This is a genomic window from Paenibacillus sp. J5, assembly GCF_054955055.1.
Genome location: NZ_JBUEDD010000004.1, coordinates 236,560 through 254,756 on the forward strand (window position 1 = coordinate 236,560; position 18,197 = coordinate 254,756).

General features: G+C 54.1%; 16 protein-coding genes. 13 read left to right on the forward strand and 3 right to left on the reverse strand.

Annotated features, from left to right (window positions below; translation table 11 throughout):
* Positions 1 to 250: 250 nt before the first annotated feature.
* Positions 251 to 544, reverse strand: a complete 294-nt coding sequence (locus ACY1JZ_RS08505; protein ID WP_270165306.1) for a hypothetical protein — start codon at positions 542 to 544, stop codon at positions 251 to 253.
* A 220-nt stretch (positions 545 to 764) separates the two neighbouring features.
* Here ACY1JZ_RS08505 and ACY1JZ_RS08510 point away from each other — a divergent pair, with 220 nt between their 5' ends.
* Together ACY1JZ_RS08510 and ACY1JZ_RS08515 are read left to right on the forward strand one after the other, a co-directional pair.
* Positions 765 to 1,832 (forward strand): site-2 protease family protein, encoded by a 1,068-nt coding sequence (locus ACY1JZ_RS08510; RefSeq protein ID WP_462628851.1) that lies wholly within the window; start codon positions 765 to 767, stop codon positions 1,830 to 1,832.
* A 273-nt stretch (positions 1,833 to 2,105) separates the two neighbouring features.
* Positions 2,106 to 2,849 (forward strand): IclR family transcriptional regulator, encoded by a 744-nt coding sequence (locus ACY1JZ_RS08515; RefSeq protein WP_462628852.1) that lies wholly within the window; start codon positions 2,106 to 2,108, stop codon positions 2,847 to 2,849.
* Positions 2,850 to 3,046: 197 nt separating this feature from the next.
* Here ACY1JZ_RS08515 and ACY1JZ_RS08520 read toward each other — a convergent pair whose 3' ends face one another.
* Positions 3,047 to 3,619 (reverse strand): GbsR/MarR family transcriptional regulator, encoded by a 573-nt coding sequence (locus ACY1JZ_RS08520; RefSeq protein WP_270165303.1) that lies wholly within the window; start codon positions 3,617 to 3,619, stop codon positions 3,047 to 3,049.
* Between the two features lie 370 nt (positions 3,620 to 3,989).
* On the opposite strand from ACY1JZ_RS08520, the gene ACY1JZ_RS08525 reads away from it, so the two are divergent.
* From ACY1JZ_RS08525 to ACY1JZ_RS08545, 5 genes are all read left to right on the forward strand, one after another.
* Positions 3,990 to 5,189 carry a quaternary amine ABC transporter ATP-binding protein gene (locus ACY1JZ_RS08525; RefSeq protein WP_462628853.1) on the forward strand — a complete coding sequence of 400 codons (1,200 nt, stop codon included), beginning with the start codon at positions 3,990 to 3,992 and terminating at the stop codon, positions 5,187 to 5,189.
* Positions 5,186 to 6,019 (forward strand): ABC transporter permease, encoded by an 834-nt coding sequence (locus ACY1JZ_RS08530; RefSeq protein WP_270165301.1) that lies wholly within the window; start codon positions 5,186 to 5,188, stop codon positions 6,017 to 6,019. The genes ACY1JZ_RS08525 and ACY1JZ_RS08530 overlap by 4 nt, the downstream gene beginning before the upstream one ends.
* A 22-nt stretch (positions 6,020 to 6,041) precedes the next feature.
* Positions 6,042 to 6,923 carry a glycine betaine ABC transporter substrate-binding protein gene (locus ACY1JZ_RS08535; RefSeq protein WP_270165300.1) on the forward strand — a complete coding sequence of 294 codons (882 nt, stop codon included), beginning with the start codon at positions 6,042 to 6,044 and terminating at the stop codon, positions 6,921 to 6,923.
* A gap of 410 nt (positions 6,924 to 7,333) precedes the next feature.
* Complete coding sequence (locus ACY1JZ_RS08540) at positions 7,334 to 8,299, forward strand: cation diffusion facilitator family transporter (protein ID WP_462629060.1); 966 nt, start codon at positions 7,334 to 7,336, stop codon at positions 8,297 to 8,299.
* Between the two features lie 134 nt (positions 8,300 to 8,433).
* Positions 8,434 to 8,742 (forward strand): hypothetical protein, encoded by a 309-nt coding sequence (locus ACY1JZ_RS08545; RefSeq protein ID WP_270165296.1) that lies wholly within the window; start codon positions 8,434 to 8,436, stop codon positions 8,740 to 8,742.
* Positions 8,743 to 9,001: 259 nt separating this feature from the next.
* On the opposite strand, the gene acnA is transcribed toward ACY1JZ_RS08545, so the two are convergent.
* A complete protein-coding gene (acnA, locus tag ACY1JZ_RS08550) occupies positions 9,002 to 11,713 on the reverse strand; it encodes an aconitate hydratase AcnA (RefSeq protein ID WP_462628854.1) in 2,712 nt (903 codons plus the stop codon).
* 215 nt (positions 11,714 to 11,928) lie between these two features.
* Here acnA and ACY1JZ_RS08555 point away from each other — a divergent pair, with 215 nt between their 5' ends.
* From ACY1JZ_RS08555 to ACY1JZ_RS08580, 6 genes are all read left to right on the forward strand, one after another.
* Positions 11,929 to 12,993, forward strand: a complete 1,065-nt coding sequence (locus tag ACY1JZ_RS08555; protein WP_462628855.1) for an amidase domain-containing protein — start codon at positions 11,929 to 11,931, stop codon at positions 12,991 to 12,993.
* 143 nt (positions 12,994 to 13,136) lie between these two features.
* Positions 13,137 to 14,231, forward strand: coding sequence for a D-alanine--D-alanine ligase (locus ACY1JZ_RS08560; protein ID WP_462628856.1), 1,095 nt, complete (start codon positions 13,137 to 13,139; stop codon positions 14,229 to 14,231).
* 22 nt (positions 14,232 to 14,253) lie between these two features.
* Positions 14,254 to 14,571: a hypothetical protein gene (locus ACY1JZ_RS08565; RefSeq protein WP_270165288.1), complete on the forward strand. Its 318-nt coding sequence runs from the start codon at positions 14,254 to 14,256 to the stop codon at positions 14,569 to 14,571.
* Positions 14,568 to 15,557 (forward strand): UV DNA damage repair endonuclease UvsE, encoded by a 990-nt coding sequence (gene uvsE, locus ACY1JZ_RS08570; protein ID WP_462628857.1) that lies wholly within the window; start codon positions 14,568 to 14,570, stop codon positions 15,555 to 15,557. Before ACY1JZ_RS08565 ends, uvsE begins: the two co-directional genes overlap by 4 nt.
* Before the next feature lie 343 nt (positions 15,558 to 15,900).
* Entirely contained in the window at positions 15,901 to 16,755 is an 855-nt protein-coding gene (locus ACY1JZ_RS08575) for an inositol monophosphatase family protein (protein WP_462628858.1), read from the forward strand.
* 247 nt (positions 16,756 to 17,002) lie between these two features.
* Positions 17,003 to 18,169, forward strand: a complete 1,167-nt coding sequence (locus ACY1JZ_RS08580) for a metallophosphoesterase (protein ID WP_462628859.1) — start codon at positions 17,003 to 17,005, stop codon at positions 18,167 to 18,169.
* Positions 18,170 to 18,197: the final 28 nt, after the last annotated feature.

Consider the following 18,197-nt stretch of genomic DNA (forward strand, 5'->3'; position numbering starts at 1 on the left):
TCGAAAAGGGCTTCCGTATTGGAGCGTGAAAAAAACCAATCAAGTGGACCGAGGTAAAGGATATCCCTGGCTTGCAGCGAGTCGATGACGTAGGGGGCTGTGATTCAACCACCGCCGCCATATAGCAAAGCACCGCGTGCTGGAAGCTGCACGCGGTGTTGAAGTATAGGCCTGTATGCCGCGGAAGACAAGTGTCCGGGTCTGGCTGCATGTCGTGCCACGGATCACACTATGCTAGCCGTCCTCTATACTATTTCTTGTCGGGGGGATTCATCTTGTAGCCTTCAAGCTTGCTCAGGCTGCGGGTCGGCGGCGCCTTGCGCAGCTCGCTGGACTGGATACGATCCGTCTCTATGGATTGGGCGAATAGAGCATGATAGATGCTCTCAACGTAGTGGAAGGCTACACCAAAGGCATAGATCAGAAAACCCCAGAACAGCCCGGCTAGCACCGTGAACAAGAAGGGGAGCTCCTCCACGACAATACCTAGCACCAGTCCGGCTATGGCACTGAGAACGCCGAGAAATTTAATCAAGATAGACAACGTGAACCCTCCTGATAAAAAGATAAATTAATTGTAGCAGATTTTGATTATCTTGGTAACAAAGGATGCATATATGGACACTCTCAAAAAGACATACTGGATGATCTGTTGTAAAATAGTAGTTATTGTATGCTGTAAGGTGAAATCTACACTGCGCTTGAACATCTCGATGTTAAATGTTTACGATGGATAAGAAGGTGAAAGTGTGAAGAGAAGCCAAATGAAAGCCTGGCTTAGTCAGCCTCTGCCGCTGATTCTCCTCGTTCAATTGTCTTTATTGCTCCTGTATTGGATAGTGAACGATACCATTTTTATTGTCATTCAGATCTGTATCTGGGTGGCGCTGGCCACCGTAACGATCCATGAGCTGGGGCATGTTATAGCCGGCCGCTTCATGGGCATGAAGCTGCACTTTATGTCGGCTGGCTTTCTCTTGTTGACCCCGCTATCCGATCAGACGAATACGCTTCGGCTTCGAGTGAATCAAGCATGGTCGCTTTCCTTCGGTCTGACGAGCATGTATATGGATGATTCCCGGGATACAGATACAACATTGCGAAATCGATTGATTCCCTATCTGTTAGGTGGCATCATCGCGAATGCAGCGGCGGCTCTGCTCTGTGCGGTGTTGAAATACGGGGTAGGGAGCAGCAGTGATTGGCTGAGTTATATGGTCATATTCAACACGATCCTTGTGGTGGCAACGGGACTTCCGTTCATTCAATCTACAGATGCTTGGCAATGTCTGAAGCTGTATAAGATGGATGCAGAGACCTTGCTCTTATTTCGCATACGCAACCTGTATTATCATGGCGCAGCAGCCGCTGATGAATCGAAGCTTGCGGAATGGAAGCAACAGGCTTACACGTTGAAGTCTGCTGATAGCATCTATTATGTTGGGTTATTGGAGGCTGCCTATTATTGTCGCAACAAGCAGGATGGGCAGGCTATTCATTCGCTTCAAGTCAGCGCTGATGCGCTAGGCAGCGGGGAGCAGCAGCAGATCGCTGCAACGGTGCTCCATATCTATAGAGGCTTGCTGACTTATGCTTGCTATGGAAAGCTAAGTGAGAGTGACAGGCAACTGATGCTTAGTGTTACGCCATATTATGGGGAATCCTTTCTTGCATTGAGCCGCGGGGTGCTCGCCGATCTGGGGGGTGATCGCGAGCTCGGCCTTGCGCTGTTACAGGCTGCAGTTGAGACCCGGTATGAGCTGTTGGATCACAACCAGGCTGCCATGATCGAGTATATTGCTAGTCGGATTGTAGAGCTGCGCCAATCATAACGTCGAGCTATCAGTCCCCCAAAAGGGAATGAATACCTTGATAGTGGATTACCCACACATTACCCACATAAAATCACTTCAAACCCTCTCAGGTGTAGTGTACTAGAGGGAGTTCACAAGAGGGCAAGAGAGGCAACCTTCTCCCGTGATCAATCAGCGCTGCGGCTGATTTCACGGAAAAACCTTTCGCGGGATGACTACCCCTGACCTACCCGTTATGTTATACTAGGTGTAATTAAGTTTCATTGTGTGAAACAGGGGAGGCTCTTAATTATGGAAGAGCACAAGACTACCGTGCGCTCCGTAGAGCGGGCGCTTGATATATTGCTATGCTTCACTGCGGGGACGGATCTGGCCATGAGCGAGATTGCTGAGCGAGTCGGCCTGCATAAGAGCACCGTGCACCGGATGCTGGCTACGCTTGAGGAGAAGGGGTTCATCGCACGGGACAGCGCTTCGGATCGTTATCGACTCGGGATGCGCATATGGGAGCTGTCCACGCATCTGTCGAACTATGATGATCCGGCGATTCTGCTGCTGCCAGAGATGGAGCGGCTGCGTGATCAGTTGGATGAGACGGTCAGCCTGTATGTGCGGGATGGCGAGGATCGGCTGCGCATTCAGGCGGTGCAGAGCGGTCAGGCGATCCGCCGGGTTGCACCTGTAGGCGCGCGAATGCCGCTATATGTCGGCGCATCCAGCAAGGTGCTGCTCGCCTTTGCGGCTGAGGCAGAGAGGGAGGCGGTCATGGCAGCCAAGTCGTGGCCGGCTTCGGTGAGCCGCAAGCAATTCATGGAGCAATTAGAGGAAATTCGTCGTCTCGGCTATGCTACGAGTGTGGAGGAGCGGGAGAGTGGAGCGGCCGCAGTCGCCGCGCCGATCTTCCATCGCTCCGGGCGGCTTGCTGCAGCGCTGTCTGTGTCGGGCCCCGCGTCGCGTCTGACGCTGGAGAAGATGAGCGAATATATCCCCGTCATGATGAATTCAGCGCGGCTGATGGGGACGATGGTCAAATAAGTCCTTAAGAATAAGGTTCATCCCGATTGTGCAAGACCCCTTCGTTGCCGACAGTTACAGATAACTGGGTAACGAAGGGGTCTTTTCGCGAGTGAAGCGGGGATGAAGGTCTTTTTGACATCGATCGAGGGGCAAGGCAGCCTGACAACAGGGCAGTGAGATGCCTGAGGCGTCAGGCTGCCTGTGCTGCGCTTAGGCTAACGCTGTGAGTCGCTATCCTCTAGCGGAACGAGGTCATAAATTTTACCTGATTCCAGGGAGTCGATGAATCTCAGCAGCCATTTGTAATAGCTCAGTGCATCATGAATCTTGCTCTCATCCTGCTCCAGCACGGCCAGAAGCTGCTCGTCTTCGGCGTAGTCCGCACGCATGTCGTGAATTTCCTTCAACGACTTGCGCAGAGCATTCGAGTTGGCCTCCACAGCCTTGCGCCAACGGATGGAGAAGTAATCGGTGAAGTTCTGGTGCCAATCCGGCACAACCTCGTACAGATCCTTGCGACTGCCCTTTCCCCAGACCTTGTTAATCATCTTCAGATCCAGCAGCGTCCGCATACCGGTGCTCATGGATGTCTTGCTCATGCCCATCGTCTCGCTCATCTCATCCAGCGTCACAGGCGCACCGTTAAAATACATATTGCCATACAGATGCCCAATCGATAAGGTGATTCCGTATAAGTCCATGTTCTTCCCGATGGATTCGATGACCCGTTGGCGGGCTGTTCCTATTCTGCGTTGTTGCTCGTCTGTCAATGCTTCCATGTATTTCATGGTACCCTCCAGAGTACAATATTCATTCCTTTCCTTCCACAGGGCTTCACTATCATTCCACTTAAAAAGCGCATGTTCTCATTGGCTCCATCATGCAGCAGCTTTTACGGTTTCATTCATCGGATCGTCTGTTTCAGGCCGCCTATTGCGGTGTATAACATGTATTGAAGCATAGCGGGTATGAAATGTAAAGAAGGTCTTGCTATCGGAAATGGGAGAAATGCAGAGTATACAGTACGATAAGTTTATAAAGTTAAAACTGTACAAAGTATATGAAGGTATTTGCCTTTTGACGAAATTAGCCATTTCCCACTAAACTGTTACCAGTCGGGCAACAGTAGACAAACACATTTGTTAAAGGGGGGATAACATGCCAATCATCGAAGTTAAGCAACTGACGAAAATTTTTGGAAATGATCCGAAGCGTGCGCTTCCGTTGCTGAAGGAAGGGTGGAGCAAGGAGAAGATTCATAAAGAAACGAAGCTGACTGTCGGGGTGAACCGCGCCAGCTTCAGCATCGAGGCCGGGCAGATCTTTGTCATTATGGGCTTGTCGGGAAGCGGCAAATCGACGCTGGTCCGTCTGCTGAATCGGCTGATCGAGCCGACAGGCGGCGAGGTGCTCTTCAACGGCACGGATGTACTCAAGATGAATTCAGAGCAGTTGCGACAGTTCAGACGCAAAAACATGGGCATGGTATTCCAGAAGTTCGCCCTGTTCCCACATCGGACGGTTCTGCAAAATGCAGAATACGGGCTGGAGGTACAGGGTGTAGAGAAATCCAAACGACGGGATATGGCGATGCAGTCACTGGAGCTTGTCGGTCTGAAGGGCTGGGAGAACAGCTACCCGGATCAATTAAGCGGCGGTATGCAGCAACGGGTTGGCTTGGCCAGAGGACTGGCTAATGACCCGGATGTACTGCTTATGGATGAGGCATTCAGCGCCCTGGATCCGCTCATTCGCAAGGATATGCAAGATGAGCTGCTGGAGCTGCAATCCAAGATGAAGAAGACGATCGTCTTCATCACGCATGACCTGGATGAGGCGTTGCGTATCGGAGATCAGATCGCCTTGATGAAGGACGGCAGCATCGTCCAGATCGGTACGCCGGAGGAGATACTGATGCAGCCGGCCAATAAGTATGTGGAACGTTTTGTGGAGGATGTCGATCTGTCCAAGGTATTGACTGCATCCCATGTGATGCGCAAACCGGAGACAATCACGGCAGAGAGAGGGCCGAGGGTTGCTCTACAGCTGATGCGCGAGCGAGGCGTATCCAGTCTGTATGTTGTCGATAAAGGCATGAAGCTGATCGGCGTCATTACAGCGGAGGACGCATCCGGTGCGATTAAGGAAGGACTTCAGCTTGAGAGCATCATTCAGCGCGAGCTGCCCTCCGTGGCTCCCGATACATTGCTTAACGATCTGTTTGAGCTCATGGGGGGCATCAGGCTGCCGGTTGCTGTCGTGGACAGCGCGGGCAGATTGAAGGGGATTGTAATTAAAGGGGCGGTATTGGCTGCACTCGCAGGCAATGCTGATCTGGGGGCAGGTGAAGGCGCATGAATCTGCCCAAAATTCCGCTCGGTAGCTGGATTGAAGCCGCCGAGGACTGGCTTGGAGCCAATCTGAACCCTGTATTCGGTTCAATCAAATATGTCATCAACGAAATCGTAGGCGCGCTGGAGTTCGTGCTGCGGGGCACGCCATCTCTGGTGCTGATCCTCCTCCTGGCGGCTCTGACCTGGTATATGGCACGCTGGAGGATGGGACTATTCGCCCTCGTTGGGCTGCTGCTCATCGACAATCTGGGCTATTGGGATCATACGATGCAGACACTTGCGCTCGTACTGACCTCGGCGCTGATCTCCGTGGTGCTGGGCGTTCCGCTCGGCATCCTGTGTGCCCGCAAGAGAGCGGTGCAAAATATCGTGACACCGATCCTCGACTTCATGCAGACGATGCCGGCCTTCGTCTACCTGCTGCCGGCCATTACGTTCTTCTCGCTCGGGACAGCGCCAGGCGTCATCGCCTCGATCATCTTCGCGATACCGCCGACGATCCGGCTGACCAATCTGGGCATTCGACAGGTTCCAGCCGAGCTGGTGGAGGCAGCGGATGCCTTCGGCTCGACACCGATGCAGAAGCTGTTCAAGCTGCAACTGCCGATTGCGATGCCGACCATTATGGCGGGCGTGAACCAGACCATTATGCTGTCGCTCTCTATGGTGGTGATCGCCTCGATGATCGGAGCGCAGGGCGTGGGCGCAGATGTGCTGCGAGCTGTGCAGCAGACGAAGACAGGCATTGGCTTTGAGGCGGGTCTGGCGATCGTCATTATTGCCATCTTGCTTGACCGCATCTCGCAAAATATAGTGAAACGCAAAAAATCCTGAAACCAAACAAGGGGGAAATACATTGAAAAAATTCAGTTTGCTGTTGGCGGCCGTGATGCTCGTCTCGGTATTGGCAGGGTGTTCATCCTCAGGAGAGACGACAAAGGGAGATAGTAAAAAAGAGATCAAGCTGGCTTACGTGGCATGGGATTCGGAGATTGCCAGCACCTATGTCGTCAAGGAAGTGCTGGAGACGAAGCTTGGCTATAAGGTAGAGATGCTGCAGGTGGACGCAGGCCCGATGTTTGCGGGTATTGCCGATGGCAGCGCGGATGCGATGGTAGCTGGCTGGCTGCCTTCGACGCATCAATCCTATATCGAGAAGTATGGCGACAAGCTGGTGGATCTGGGACCGAACCTGGATGGCACCAAGATTGGTCTGGTCGTGCCGACTTATATGGATATCAACAGCATTGAAGATTTGACGAACGCGGAGACAGGTGCAGCGCTCGATTATAAGCTGATCGGCATCGAGCCGGGAGCCGGCCTGATGATGGCGACAGAGAAGGCGCTGGATGAGTACAGCCTGCGCGACCAATGGACGCTTGTGGAGAGCTCTTCGGCAGCGATGGCGCAGGAGCTTGACAAGGCGTATAAAAACCAGCAGCCGATTGTTGTTACAGGCTGGACGCCACACTGGATGTTCGCCAAGATGGAGCTGAAGTACCTGGAAGATCCGAAAAATGTCTACGGCGGCGATGAGCAGATTCATACGCTCGTTCGTAAGGGGCTGGATGCGGACAAAGCGGATGCTTACGCGCTGCTGGATGCGTTCAACTGGACACCGGATGATATGGCGGCTGTAATGGTCGAGGTCATCGAGGGCAAGTCGCCTGAGGAGGCCGCCAAGGCTTGGGTGGAAGCGAACGCGGATAAAGTAAACGCCTGGCTGCCAGCACAGTAATATCTGCCTATGACCTCGCAGAGAGCAAGCTGGATGACATGGTTATCCTAGATATGTAATAGTTAACCTACAGGGGTGCCTTGGCTCAAGCTGAGGCGCCCCTGTTCGTCATAGCAACAGACATGGAACACCCCGGCTTGCATACAGTGCTGAGGCTTGGACATTAGCTAGATTGGCATCTTGCTCGACTCAGGCAGCAGCGTGCAGCGAATTTCTGACTCGCCTGTAACAAATGTCATTGACTTTGCTCTGTTTACAATATTATAATTATTTTAAATAAATAATTATTTCTATCTTGAGAATCAATTTCAACGTAGAAGAGAGCTGCCACTTTGCTGGCAGCTTTCGTGCTATATGGGGGATGATTTCGATTCTCAACCTAGAGCAGGGAGGAATGGACAATGAAGAAGATGCACACGGTGCCTTATGATTTTCACCATTTGGAGCATGTGAAGGAACAGACCGCCTCGAAAAAAACGCTATGGATTACGCTGTTGCTGACCTTGTTCTTCGCAATTGTGGAGGTGGTGGGCGGTCTTCTATCCCGTTCGCTGGCGCTGTTGTCGGACTCGATGCATATGTTCTCCGATGTTGTGGCGCTGGGATTAAGCATGACCGCGATCTACCTGGCATCCCGACAGCCCAACCGCAGGTTTACATTTGGCTTTCTGCGTTTTGAAGTGATCGCCTCTCTGCTGAATGGTCTGGCGCTGGCGGTGATCGCGCTCGGCATATTCTATGAGGGCATCCGGCGGATGTTCAATCCGCAGGAGGTGGAGCTAGGCTTCATGCTCGTCATCGCAATTATTGGCCTGCTGGTCAATGTGACCCTGACGATCGTGCTGAGCCGCAGTATGAAGGAAGAGGATAATCTGAATGTACGCAGCGCGCTCTGGCACTTTATCGGTGATCTGCTCAGTTCCATTGGTGTGATCGTATCGGCAGTGCTGATCTATTTCACCGGCTTCACCGTGCTTGATCCGCTCATTAGCATCGTGATTGGCTTCATTATCTTTGCAGGCGGGGCCAGAATCATTCGGGAATCGTATCTGATTATTATGGAGTCGGTGCCGGAGCAGTTCAATCTCGACGAGCTGCGCCAAGCGATTCGCGGCGTAGAGGGGGTCGAGGATGTGCATGAGCTGCATCTGTGGACGATCGCCACGGGACATTACTCGCTGACGGCGCATGTTCTGGTGCGCGAGGATATTCAGCCCTACTGCGCGGTGCTGGCAATCAATGAGCTGCTGAAGGAAGCATACGGCATCGCCCATAGCACAATCCAGACAGAGACCCTGCTGCTTCATTCACACGGCGAGTACGGGGACAGATTGAGACAGCAGCTTGACGAGCGTCAGAGAGTGCAGCCGGTGTAGATAATTACTAGCTTGCGGGAGGCTTGCGGCGGCGCATCCAATGGTGGTGCCGCCGTGTATAATTCACTTTACACATCAGGAGGGATATAATACAATTTTACTTAAATTAACAAATATAGGTGGTGAAATCAAGGGTGGATATAGATGTTGAGCAGCTACTGTTCTATAGCAATGCACTTGGTATTTTTGCAGTGCTGATTTGTCTGCTCGTCATGATCCTGGTGACGCGGCCTATGGACAAGGATGAACGGGCTTATGTGATCTCATACCGTGTGAGCAGTTGCATGTTCTATGCATTGGCGGCTCAGATTCTATTAGCAGGCGGAGCGGGATGGGGCAGGCAATTGAGCGGCATGGAGTATCAGAGGCTTGTGATGACGATGTTCGCTTTGAGTGTCGTGGTAGGTACTGTCTATTTATTCATGATTAAGAAGCGTTATTAAGATGCGGTGCTTCGCTGCATGTGAGCGGTCGGTTGAATCTCTCCTAGAATCGGCTAGCTGCTAAGGAGCATCTGGCCTGGATGCAAGGAAGGCACTTGTAATGCGAGGCAAGATAGTGTATTCTATATCTGAAAATGATTCTCATTATCGAGATGATAAATAAGAATGGCGGCTCCCTCTGCGCTCACGGCCTCAATTGGCTGCATAGACAAATGTAAAAAAACCGGACTCGGCGTGCAGGCCGAATCCGGGGTTTGAATTACATAGCTGCGATCATCTGGCGCAGCACAGTTTGCAGAATGCCGCCATTGCGGTAGTAATCGACGTCAACCATCGAGTCCAGACGAGCAATGACTTTGAAGTCGAAGGTCGAGCCGTCCTCGCGGGTTGCCGTTACGGTCACTTCCTGGCCTGGCTGCACATCATTGGACAGACCTTGGATGTCGAACGTTTCGCGGCCAGTGATGCCCAGCGAAGACCAGCTTTGGCCCGCTTGGAACTGGAGCGGCAGGACGCCCATGCCAACCAGGTTGGAGCGGTGAATCCGCTCGAAGCTCTCAGCGATGACCGCCTTGACGCCCAGCAGGAAGGTGCCCTTCGCTGCCCAGTCACGGGAGCTGCCTGTTCCGTACTCTTTACCTGCGATAACGACGAGGTTTTTATCCTCTGCCTGATACTTCATGGAAGCATCATAGATGGACATCACTTCATCGGTCGGCAGATAGGTGGTTACGCCACCCTCGGTGCCAGGAGCTACCTGGTTGCGGATGCGGATGTTCGCGAATGTACCGCGCATCATCACATCATGGTTACCGCGGCGGGAGCCGTAGGAGTTGAAGTCCTCACGCGCTACGCCATGCGAGATCAGGAATTGTCCGGCTGGGCTGTCTACCTTGATGTTGCCCGCAGGAGAGATATGGTCGGTCGTTACGGAATCGCCCAGCAGAGCCAGTACGCTCGCACGCTCGATGTTGTTGATGTCGCCCGCTTCTGCGCCCAGATCGGTGAAGAACGGCGGGTTGGCGATGTAGGTCGAGTTCTCATCCCACTCATACAGCTCGCCTTGCGGTACTGGAATGTTGTTCCAACGCTCGTTCTGCGTAAATACATTCGCGTATTTCTCGCGGAACAGCTCAGGGCTCATCGCTACGGAGATCGCATCCGCAATTTCCTTGGAGGTTGGCCAGATGTCCTTCAGGTAGACAGGCTCATTGTCCTTGCCGTAGCCGATCGGGTCCTTGGACAGGTCGATGTTGACATTGCCAGCCAGCGCATAAGCTACAACAAGCGGCGGCGAGGCCAGATAGTTCGCTTTCACTTGCGCATGAACGCGGCCCTCGAAGTTCCGGTTGCCGGACAGTACGGCAGCTACCGTCATATCGTTGTCAGCGATCGCTTCGCTTACTTCATCCGGCAGCGGACCGGAGTTGCCGATACAGGTTGCGCAGCCATAGCCTGCAACGTGGAAGCCCAGCGCTTCGAGCGACTCAAGCAAGCCGGCTTTCTTCAGGTATTCGGTAACGACCAGCGAGCCTGGAGTCAGGGAGCTCTTCACATAAGCAGGCTTCACGAGACCACGCTCTACCGCCTTCTTCGCCACGAGACCTGCGCCCAGCATAACGCTCGGGTTCGATGTATTGGTACATGATGTGATGGCTGCAATAACGACAGCGCCTGTGCTCATCTTGCTCACTTGGCCGTCCTTGTGATTCACTTCCACCACTTCGCTGATTTTCTCTTCGGACAAGCCGTAGCCGCCTTTGTCGATCGGTGTGCGCAGGATGCTGTTGAACGCATCCTTCATCGCGGTCAGCTCGACACGGTCTTGTGGACGCTTCGGACCAGCCAGGGATGGAACGATCGTGGACAGATCCAGCTCAACCACGTCGGAGAAGACAGGGTCTGGCGTCTCATCGGTGCGGAACATGTCTTGCGCCTTGTAATACGCCTCCACCAGCGCGATCTGCTCTTCCTCGCGTCCAGTGCTGCGCAGGAAGTCCAGTGTCTCGCCGTCGACCGGGAAGAAACCGACAGTAGCGCCGTATTCCGGAGCCATGTTCGCCACGGTTGCGCGGTCAGCCAGGCTGATGTTGGACAGGCCAGGGCCGAAGAATTCCACGAATTTGCCTACGACACCTTTTTTACGCAAAATCTGTGTAACCGTCAGCGCCAAGTCTGTTGCGGTTGCGCCCTCTGCCAGGCTTCCGGTCAGCTTGAAGCCAATAACCTCAGGGGTTACGAAGTAGAGCGGCTGCCCCAGCATGCCTGCTTCCGCCTCAATCCCGCCAACACCCCAGCCTACAACGCCCAGACCATTGATCATCGTCGTATGCGAGTCCGTACCAACCAGGGAATCCGGGTAGACTACCGTCTCGCCGTCCACGGTTTTGGTAGCCGCTACAGACGCCAGATACTCCAGGTTGACCTGGTGAACGATACCCGTTGCCGGAGGTACAGCACGGAAATTATCGAACGCTGTTTGCGCCCAGCGCAGGAAGCGGTAACGCTCTTCATTGCGTTTGAATTCGATCGTTTCATTAAACTCCAGCGCATCCGGCGTGCCGAACGCGTCAACCATTACCGAGTGGTCAATAACAAGGTCAACCGGTACGAGCGGGTTGATCTGTTTAGGATCTCCGCCAGCTTTCTTCACGGTATCGCGCATAGCAGCCAGATCGACAACGACAGGTACGCCAGTGAAGTCCTGCAGCACGATACGTGCCGGGATGAAAGGAATTTCCTTGTCTTCACGGCCGTTCGCCCAATTGGTCAGTTGCTTGACATGCTCAGCCGTAATCGCCCGTCCGTCGAATTGGCGGACAGCAGCTTCCAGCAATACCTTGATGGAGAAAGGAAGCTTGGAAATATCGCCCAGACCTTGCTCCTCCAAGCCGCCCAGCCGGTAGTAGGCATACGATTTGCCGCCCACATCAAGCGTCGTGCGGACGGAGTACTGATTTTGTTTCGACATCGTAGAGTTCCTCCTTAAGCGCAGTTCATCTGTTTCATTCTGTGAAACAAGATTTCATGTTTGATGCTACCTATAGTATATCGTTAATTTGGGGCTTGCGTAAAGAGGGTTTTCATCATGAGACCATCATTTATCTCATATAATGAACCAGTATATGCCAATTCACATTGAGAATCGGGTTTCTCCAGTCAAGCCAATGTCAAGGAGGTATCGCGGTGGCGCAATCCAAGGGAACAAAGCGCGCTCCCCAGCGCTTGAGCGGCTGGAGGGCGGTGATTGATGAGTACATCCGCCAGGTGAACCAGGCTGAAATTGAGCATGATGGCACGCCACTTGCACAAGCGCTGACAGATGCTGGTCATCTGGAGCGAGCCTGCCGCAGGCTCGTTCGCACCGGGCAGCGAGAGAAGCAGCGGCTGGCAGCATCGGTGAAGCATGAGACGAAGGGGCGGCTGCTCCGCGCCAGCGAAGCGGGCAATGAGGCGGCAGTTCTGCTGTGCTGCGAGCATGAGCGGACGCTGAATCAGCAGGGCAGCGTCTACGTGGAGCAGCGCCGCGATTATGAGCGCGTATGGGTGCAGAACCAGGGTGGCCGCTGGCAGATCGTTCGGATCGAGCCAGTCATCGCTGAGCGGCGGCCCAAGTACGGCAGCACCCTTCACTCGCCGCTGCAAGATGACAGGCTGTATGAGCAGGCGCTTGAGGAGCGCGGGCCAGGTGTGCCTTATTTAAATGTGGACATTTTTCGGAATTTTACTCCTCGTCCCAAGCAAGCTATCTATCACCGGGATATGGCCGTAGCTTACGCCGACAAGTGGTGGAAGGAAGCGAATCCCGAATATGAGGAATTTGAAGTCAATTGTACCAATTACATTTCCCAGTGTCTCTTTGCAGGGCGCGCCCCGATGGACTATACTGGTAGAAGGGAAACGGGCTGGTGGTATAAGGGCCGCGACAACGGCAAGGAGTGGTGGAGCTATAGCTGGGCGGTATCCAATGCGCTGTACAGCTTCTTGTCAGGCAAGCGCGCAAGCGGCCTGCGGGCAGAGACCGTAGCCGCGCCAGAGCAGCTACGCCTGGGGGATGTGATTGTCTACGATTGGAATGGTGACGGCAGGTTCCAGCATAGCACGATTGTAACCGCTTTTGATGTGGACGGGATGCCGCTCGTCAATGCGAATACGGTTGCCAGCCGCCATCGTTATTGGGACTATCGCGACTCTTATGCGTGGACGGAGCAGACACAGTACCGTTTTTTTCATATCGCTGATCAATTGTAATTGGAGACACATGGCCTGCTGACGCAGATTCAGCATTCCCCGCGAGGATAACACAGGAAATGTGCCAGAAGGTGGGAGTTGTCGTTCTGCGGGTATGGGTTTGCTTCAAGCAAGGGAAATTATAGGGTAGCGGAGGAAAACCAATGGGGAAGAAAGTGCGAGTTGGCTTAATTTATGGGGGCAGATCGGGGGAGCATGAAGTATCGCTGCAGACGGCGTTATCCGTGCTGCAGGCATTCGACTTCAATCGCTATGATATTCAGCCCTTTTATATAACGAAGCAAGGGGAGTGGCTGACGGACGGATTTCTGTCATCGATGCCAGCGTCGGTGGAGGAATTGAAGTTCAGCCACTTGGGGACAGCCGGCTCGCAAGCAGCGATTGCATCGCTGTTCGAGGGATTGGGAAGCGATAGCCAGTCACGGAAGCTTGATGTTGTGTTTCCACTGCTGCATGGCACCTTCGGGGAGGATGGAACCATCCAGGGCTTGCTGGAGATGGCGAACATGCCGTATGTCGGTGCGGGTGTCATGACGTCTGCAGTGGGCATGGACAAGATTATGATGAAGAAAATCTTCGCGCAGGAGGGATTGCCCCAGTGCGTCTATCGTTACTTCAACCGTACCCAATGGGAGAAGGACCCGGCGTTCTTCATTATGGAGATTGAGGTTTCGCTCGGCTATCCATGCTTTGTGAAGCCGGCGAACCTCGGTTCCAGCGTCGGCATCTCCAAGGCTCGCAATCGCGATGAGCTGCAGGCGGCTGTTGCTTATGCGCTGCGCTATGACCGCAAGGTCGTCGTCGAGGAGTTTGTCCATGCGCGCGAGATCGAAGTGAGCGTGCTGGGCAATGAGGAGCCGCGTGTCTCTGTGGTGGGCGAGATTATCAGCTCCGGTGAATTCTACGATTATCAGGCCAAGTATGTCGACGGCAAGTCGGTTATGCAGATTCCGGCGGAGCTGCCGGAGGAGACGGCTGAGGCGTTACGCAGCATGGCCCTGCGCGCTTACCTGGCGATCGATGGCACGGGCCTGTCGCGCATGGACTTCTTCATGCGCAAGGAGGATGGCAAGCTGTTCATCAACGAGGTGAACACGATGCCGGGCTTCACGCCGTTCAGTATGTACCCGCTCATGTGGAAGGAGAGCGGCATCTCGTATCGTGAGCTGCTCGATACGTTGATCACGCTGGCGCTGGATCGTCATGAGGCCAAGCAGAAACTGGAATACAGCAATTAAATTTGATGGTGGGGTGCGATGCATGGGCTTTGAGGCAGAATATAACTCAGTATGCAAATTCAAATCTGAGCAGGAGTTGTACGAGCTGCTCGAATATGGCCGGGGCAAGATGGTGAAGAGCGGCTTTCGAATCTACCCGACAGGGCAGAAGGTGATTGCTTACACGCCAGACAACAAGGCGATTGGCATCGTGAAGATATTGGTGTCGATTGCAGAGATTAATTTCCAGGGAGAGGAAATTACCCAGGTTGAAATGGAACTCGTGCGCAAGCTGACAGAGGAGGAGTCGCGTATTCAGACGGCTCTGGCGCATGAGATGTACTTCGGCGAGCGCGAATGATTGTCCGCTTCGGCTTCGTGGCGATGAGCATGATGCTGGACAATGCATCCGTCTCGCGCACGATGACCTACCGCAATTTCTCCAGGCTGGCTGATCGGGGAGCAGCCGTGCGCAAGCTGGAGCGAATTGCGGAGGAGAATCTGCAGCATACGCTGCGGCTTCTGCGGCATTGCGCCGCACATGATATTCGAATCTATCGCTTTTCCTCCAAGCTCATTCCGCTCGCTACACACGGCGAGCTGGCAGATTGGAACCCGTTCCCTGCGTTGCAGGAGGCATTTGCTGCGGTCGGAGATTATGCGCGCCGACAGGAGATGCGTGTATCGTTTCACCCGGACCATTTCTGTGTGCTCAACACGCCGCGCCCGGATGTGCTGGAAAGCTCGGTGCGCGATCTGGAGCATCATATTCGCATGCTGGAGGCAATGGGGTTGGGCGAGCAGGCCAAATGCAATATTCATGTCGGCGGCGCCTACGGGGACAAGGAGCGGGCAGGGGAGCGATTCCTGGAGCAGTTCGCCCCGCTGAGCGATCGATATAAGCGGCGGATAACGCTGGAGAACGACGACAAGACGTTCACTGCAGAGGAGACGCTGCGCATCGCCGAGCAGAGCGGGGTGCCAATGGTGCTGGATATTCACCATCACGCAGTCAATGATGGCGGAGTCAGCATGGAGCAGGCGGCCAGCACGCTCTGGCCGCGCATCGTCCGCACCTGGGCGCAGCACGGCGATGGGCTGCCGCCCAAGATTCACGCCTCCAGTCCACGCAGCACCAAGGATGTCCGCAGCCATGCGGATCTGCTGGAGCCAGGGCCGCTGCTGCAATTTCTGCGGGATGTCGCAGGCTCGACGCCGCGGCTGGATGTGATGCTGGAGGCGAAGCACAAGGATGCCGCGCTGTTCGCGCTCATGGATGAGCTGCGACAGCACGAGCATGCTGGCGGTTACCGCATTGTGGATGGAGCCAGCATCGAGCTGTCATAGCTAAGAACAGTACATGCAAGCTTTAAGATGGGCTGCAGCCAAGATGGTTGTGGCTCCTGGGCGTATCCCCACCCCTGCAAGGTGTGAGGACACTCTAACGATCTATAGCACCTGTGTTAGCTTGGCATGTGCCACGATCGGTGAGCCACGGCCGGATCAGGCTGAACCAGGCCGTAATTTGGGCAGGGACAAGCGTCTGTTAGTTGAAACTTTCAGACAAGCCTCTGCGTATAATAGAACAATGATACTACGTCAAGCAGCACAAGGCTGCAGTGTATTCGCTGCGCGGGGTTGCCTTATTGCAAACGCCATGTGCCTTGACTGGAAAGCGAAGTGATGTACAGTGAGTGAGCAGCGGAACGAATCGGTAGTGGGCAGCAAGAGCTTCACTGCCGTCGCGATCAACTGTGCGGCCAAAGCCGGAGAATGGATCAAAACGAAGCTCGGAGCCTACTCCAATCTGGATTTGAAATATTCATCCCATGATCTTGTAACTGAAGTGGACAAGGGCTCCGAGAAGATGATTCGCAGTCTGATTCGAACCCACTTCCCATCCCATTCCTTTCTTGGGGAAGAAGGGGTGGAGGCGGGGCCGGAGGCTTCGGCGCAAGCGATTGCACAATTGCGTGATGAGGAATATTTATGGATTGTTGACCCGATAGACGGAACAACCAATTTTGTGCATGGCTTCCCTTATTTTGCGGTATCGATAGCACTGGCCTATCGCGGGGAGGTCATCGTAGGCGTCGTCTATGATCCGTGCCGGGACGAGCTGTTTTTGGCCGAGAAGGGCAAGGGAGCTTACGTTCATGGGAAGCGGATGCAAGTAAGCAAGGAGGCGACGCTGCGCGAATCGCTGATTGCGACAGGCTTCCCGGCTGATCATCGCTATGCGCTGCCTGTCAATATGAAGGGCGTGCAGGCGATCGCTCCGCAGGTGCGCAACCTGAGAGTTGCCGGGTCGGCTGCGCTCCATATGGCTTATGTAGCTGCAGGTCGGCTTAGCGGCTTCTGGGAGATCGGACTTAATAGCTGGGATCTGGCGGCTGGCGCGCTCCTCATCCAGGAGTCTGGCGGCAAGGTGACCGACACCGCAGGCTCGCCTTACCATCTGGGTGTTCGTCATGTCACCGCCTCGAATGGGCTGGTGCATGATGAATTGGTAGCTGCGCTGGGCGCTGCAGGAGCTGCCGAATAGGAATGAACGCTTCTAAGTGATGCATAATAGCGATAAATATACATGAGAAACCCTCCTTCGAGCCATCCTAATCGAAGGAGGGTTTTTCTTGTTTCGTGACACGAACCTTGGCGCCAAGGACGGCGACAGCCGATTGCGGTTGTTTCACGGCACGGGCTTTGGCTCTTCAAGAACGGCTAAGCCGTGAGCGCTTGAAATGGTAGAAAGCATACGTTGCACATGTATTCTAGGAGGAAGGGGCGGTTAGATGGCGGGCAACAGGAGAAGATTGGCGAGGCAAGGAACGTATCCACGTATACGGTTCAAGGCGGCTGCTGCGCTATGCATCGCCGGACTCGCAGGGCTGATCGTAGCATGGACGTCGACACTTGCGATCGTTCCGCATCGGTGGTCCCCCTCCTCCGTGCTTGCGGCGCTGCGGGGGGCTGCCGGGAGCCTGGAGCATTTACGGGAAGAGTCTGCAAGCGCTACAGCTATAATCACTACACAGGGCAAGGGCGCTCAGTCCTCCGCCTGGCGCGATGCCAGGACGTCGCTGCGCAGGAAGCTTCCGCCCTATGATTATGCTGTGGCATGGCTGTCCGATACGCAATACTATGCACAGAGCTACCCGCGAATTTTCCGACAGATGACGCGCTTCATTGCGAATCATCATCGGGAGCTGAATATCCGGTATGTCGTACATACAGGGGATATTGTCAATCGTGATCAGGCAAGGCGGCAATGGAGGCGAGCAAGCGATAGCATGGCTGTGCTGGATCGGGCGGGTATTCCCTACGGGGTACTGGCGGGCAATCATGATGTGAATACCTCGCAGCCCTCCTATGTCCAGTTCAGCCGCTATTTTGGCGAACAACGATTTAGCAGGCAGGCCACCTACGGGGGGAGCTATCTGGATAATCGCGGGCACTATGATCTGGTGCAGGCAGGCAAGCAAAAGCTGCTGTTTGTCTACATGGGCTGGGAGATCGGGGAGAATGAGCTGCGATGGATGGAGCGCATCCTGAAGCGCCATGCGGGCTATCGTGCTATATTATGTCTGCATCATTATATGAATGCTGCCGGAGAACGGTCGGCTGTCGGTGAAGTGGTCTATGAGCGCATCGTTGTCCGTCATCCTAATGTAGCTGCTGTATTGTGCGGACATGAGCATAATGCAGCACTGCTAGTTAACTATATGGATGATAATCATGATGGAACACGGGATCGCACGGTCTATCAACTGCTTGCGGACTACCAGAAGGGTCGGCTTGGTGGAGAAGGCTATATGCGTCTGCTATTGTTTGATGAGCAGAGCGGACAGCTCCATGTACGGACTTACTCTCCGTTAATCGGCCAGTTCAATTACTATAAGGGAGAGCTGTCCACGAAGGATGAATTCAGTCTGCCATGGCCGCCGTGGCCTTCGGCTTGACCGCAACCATCACAGTGCGATCAAGCTG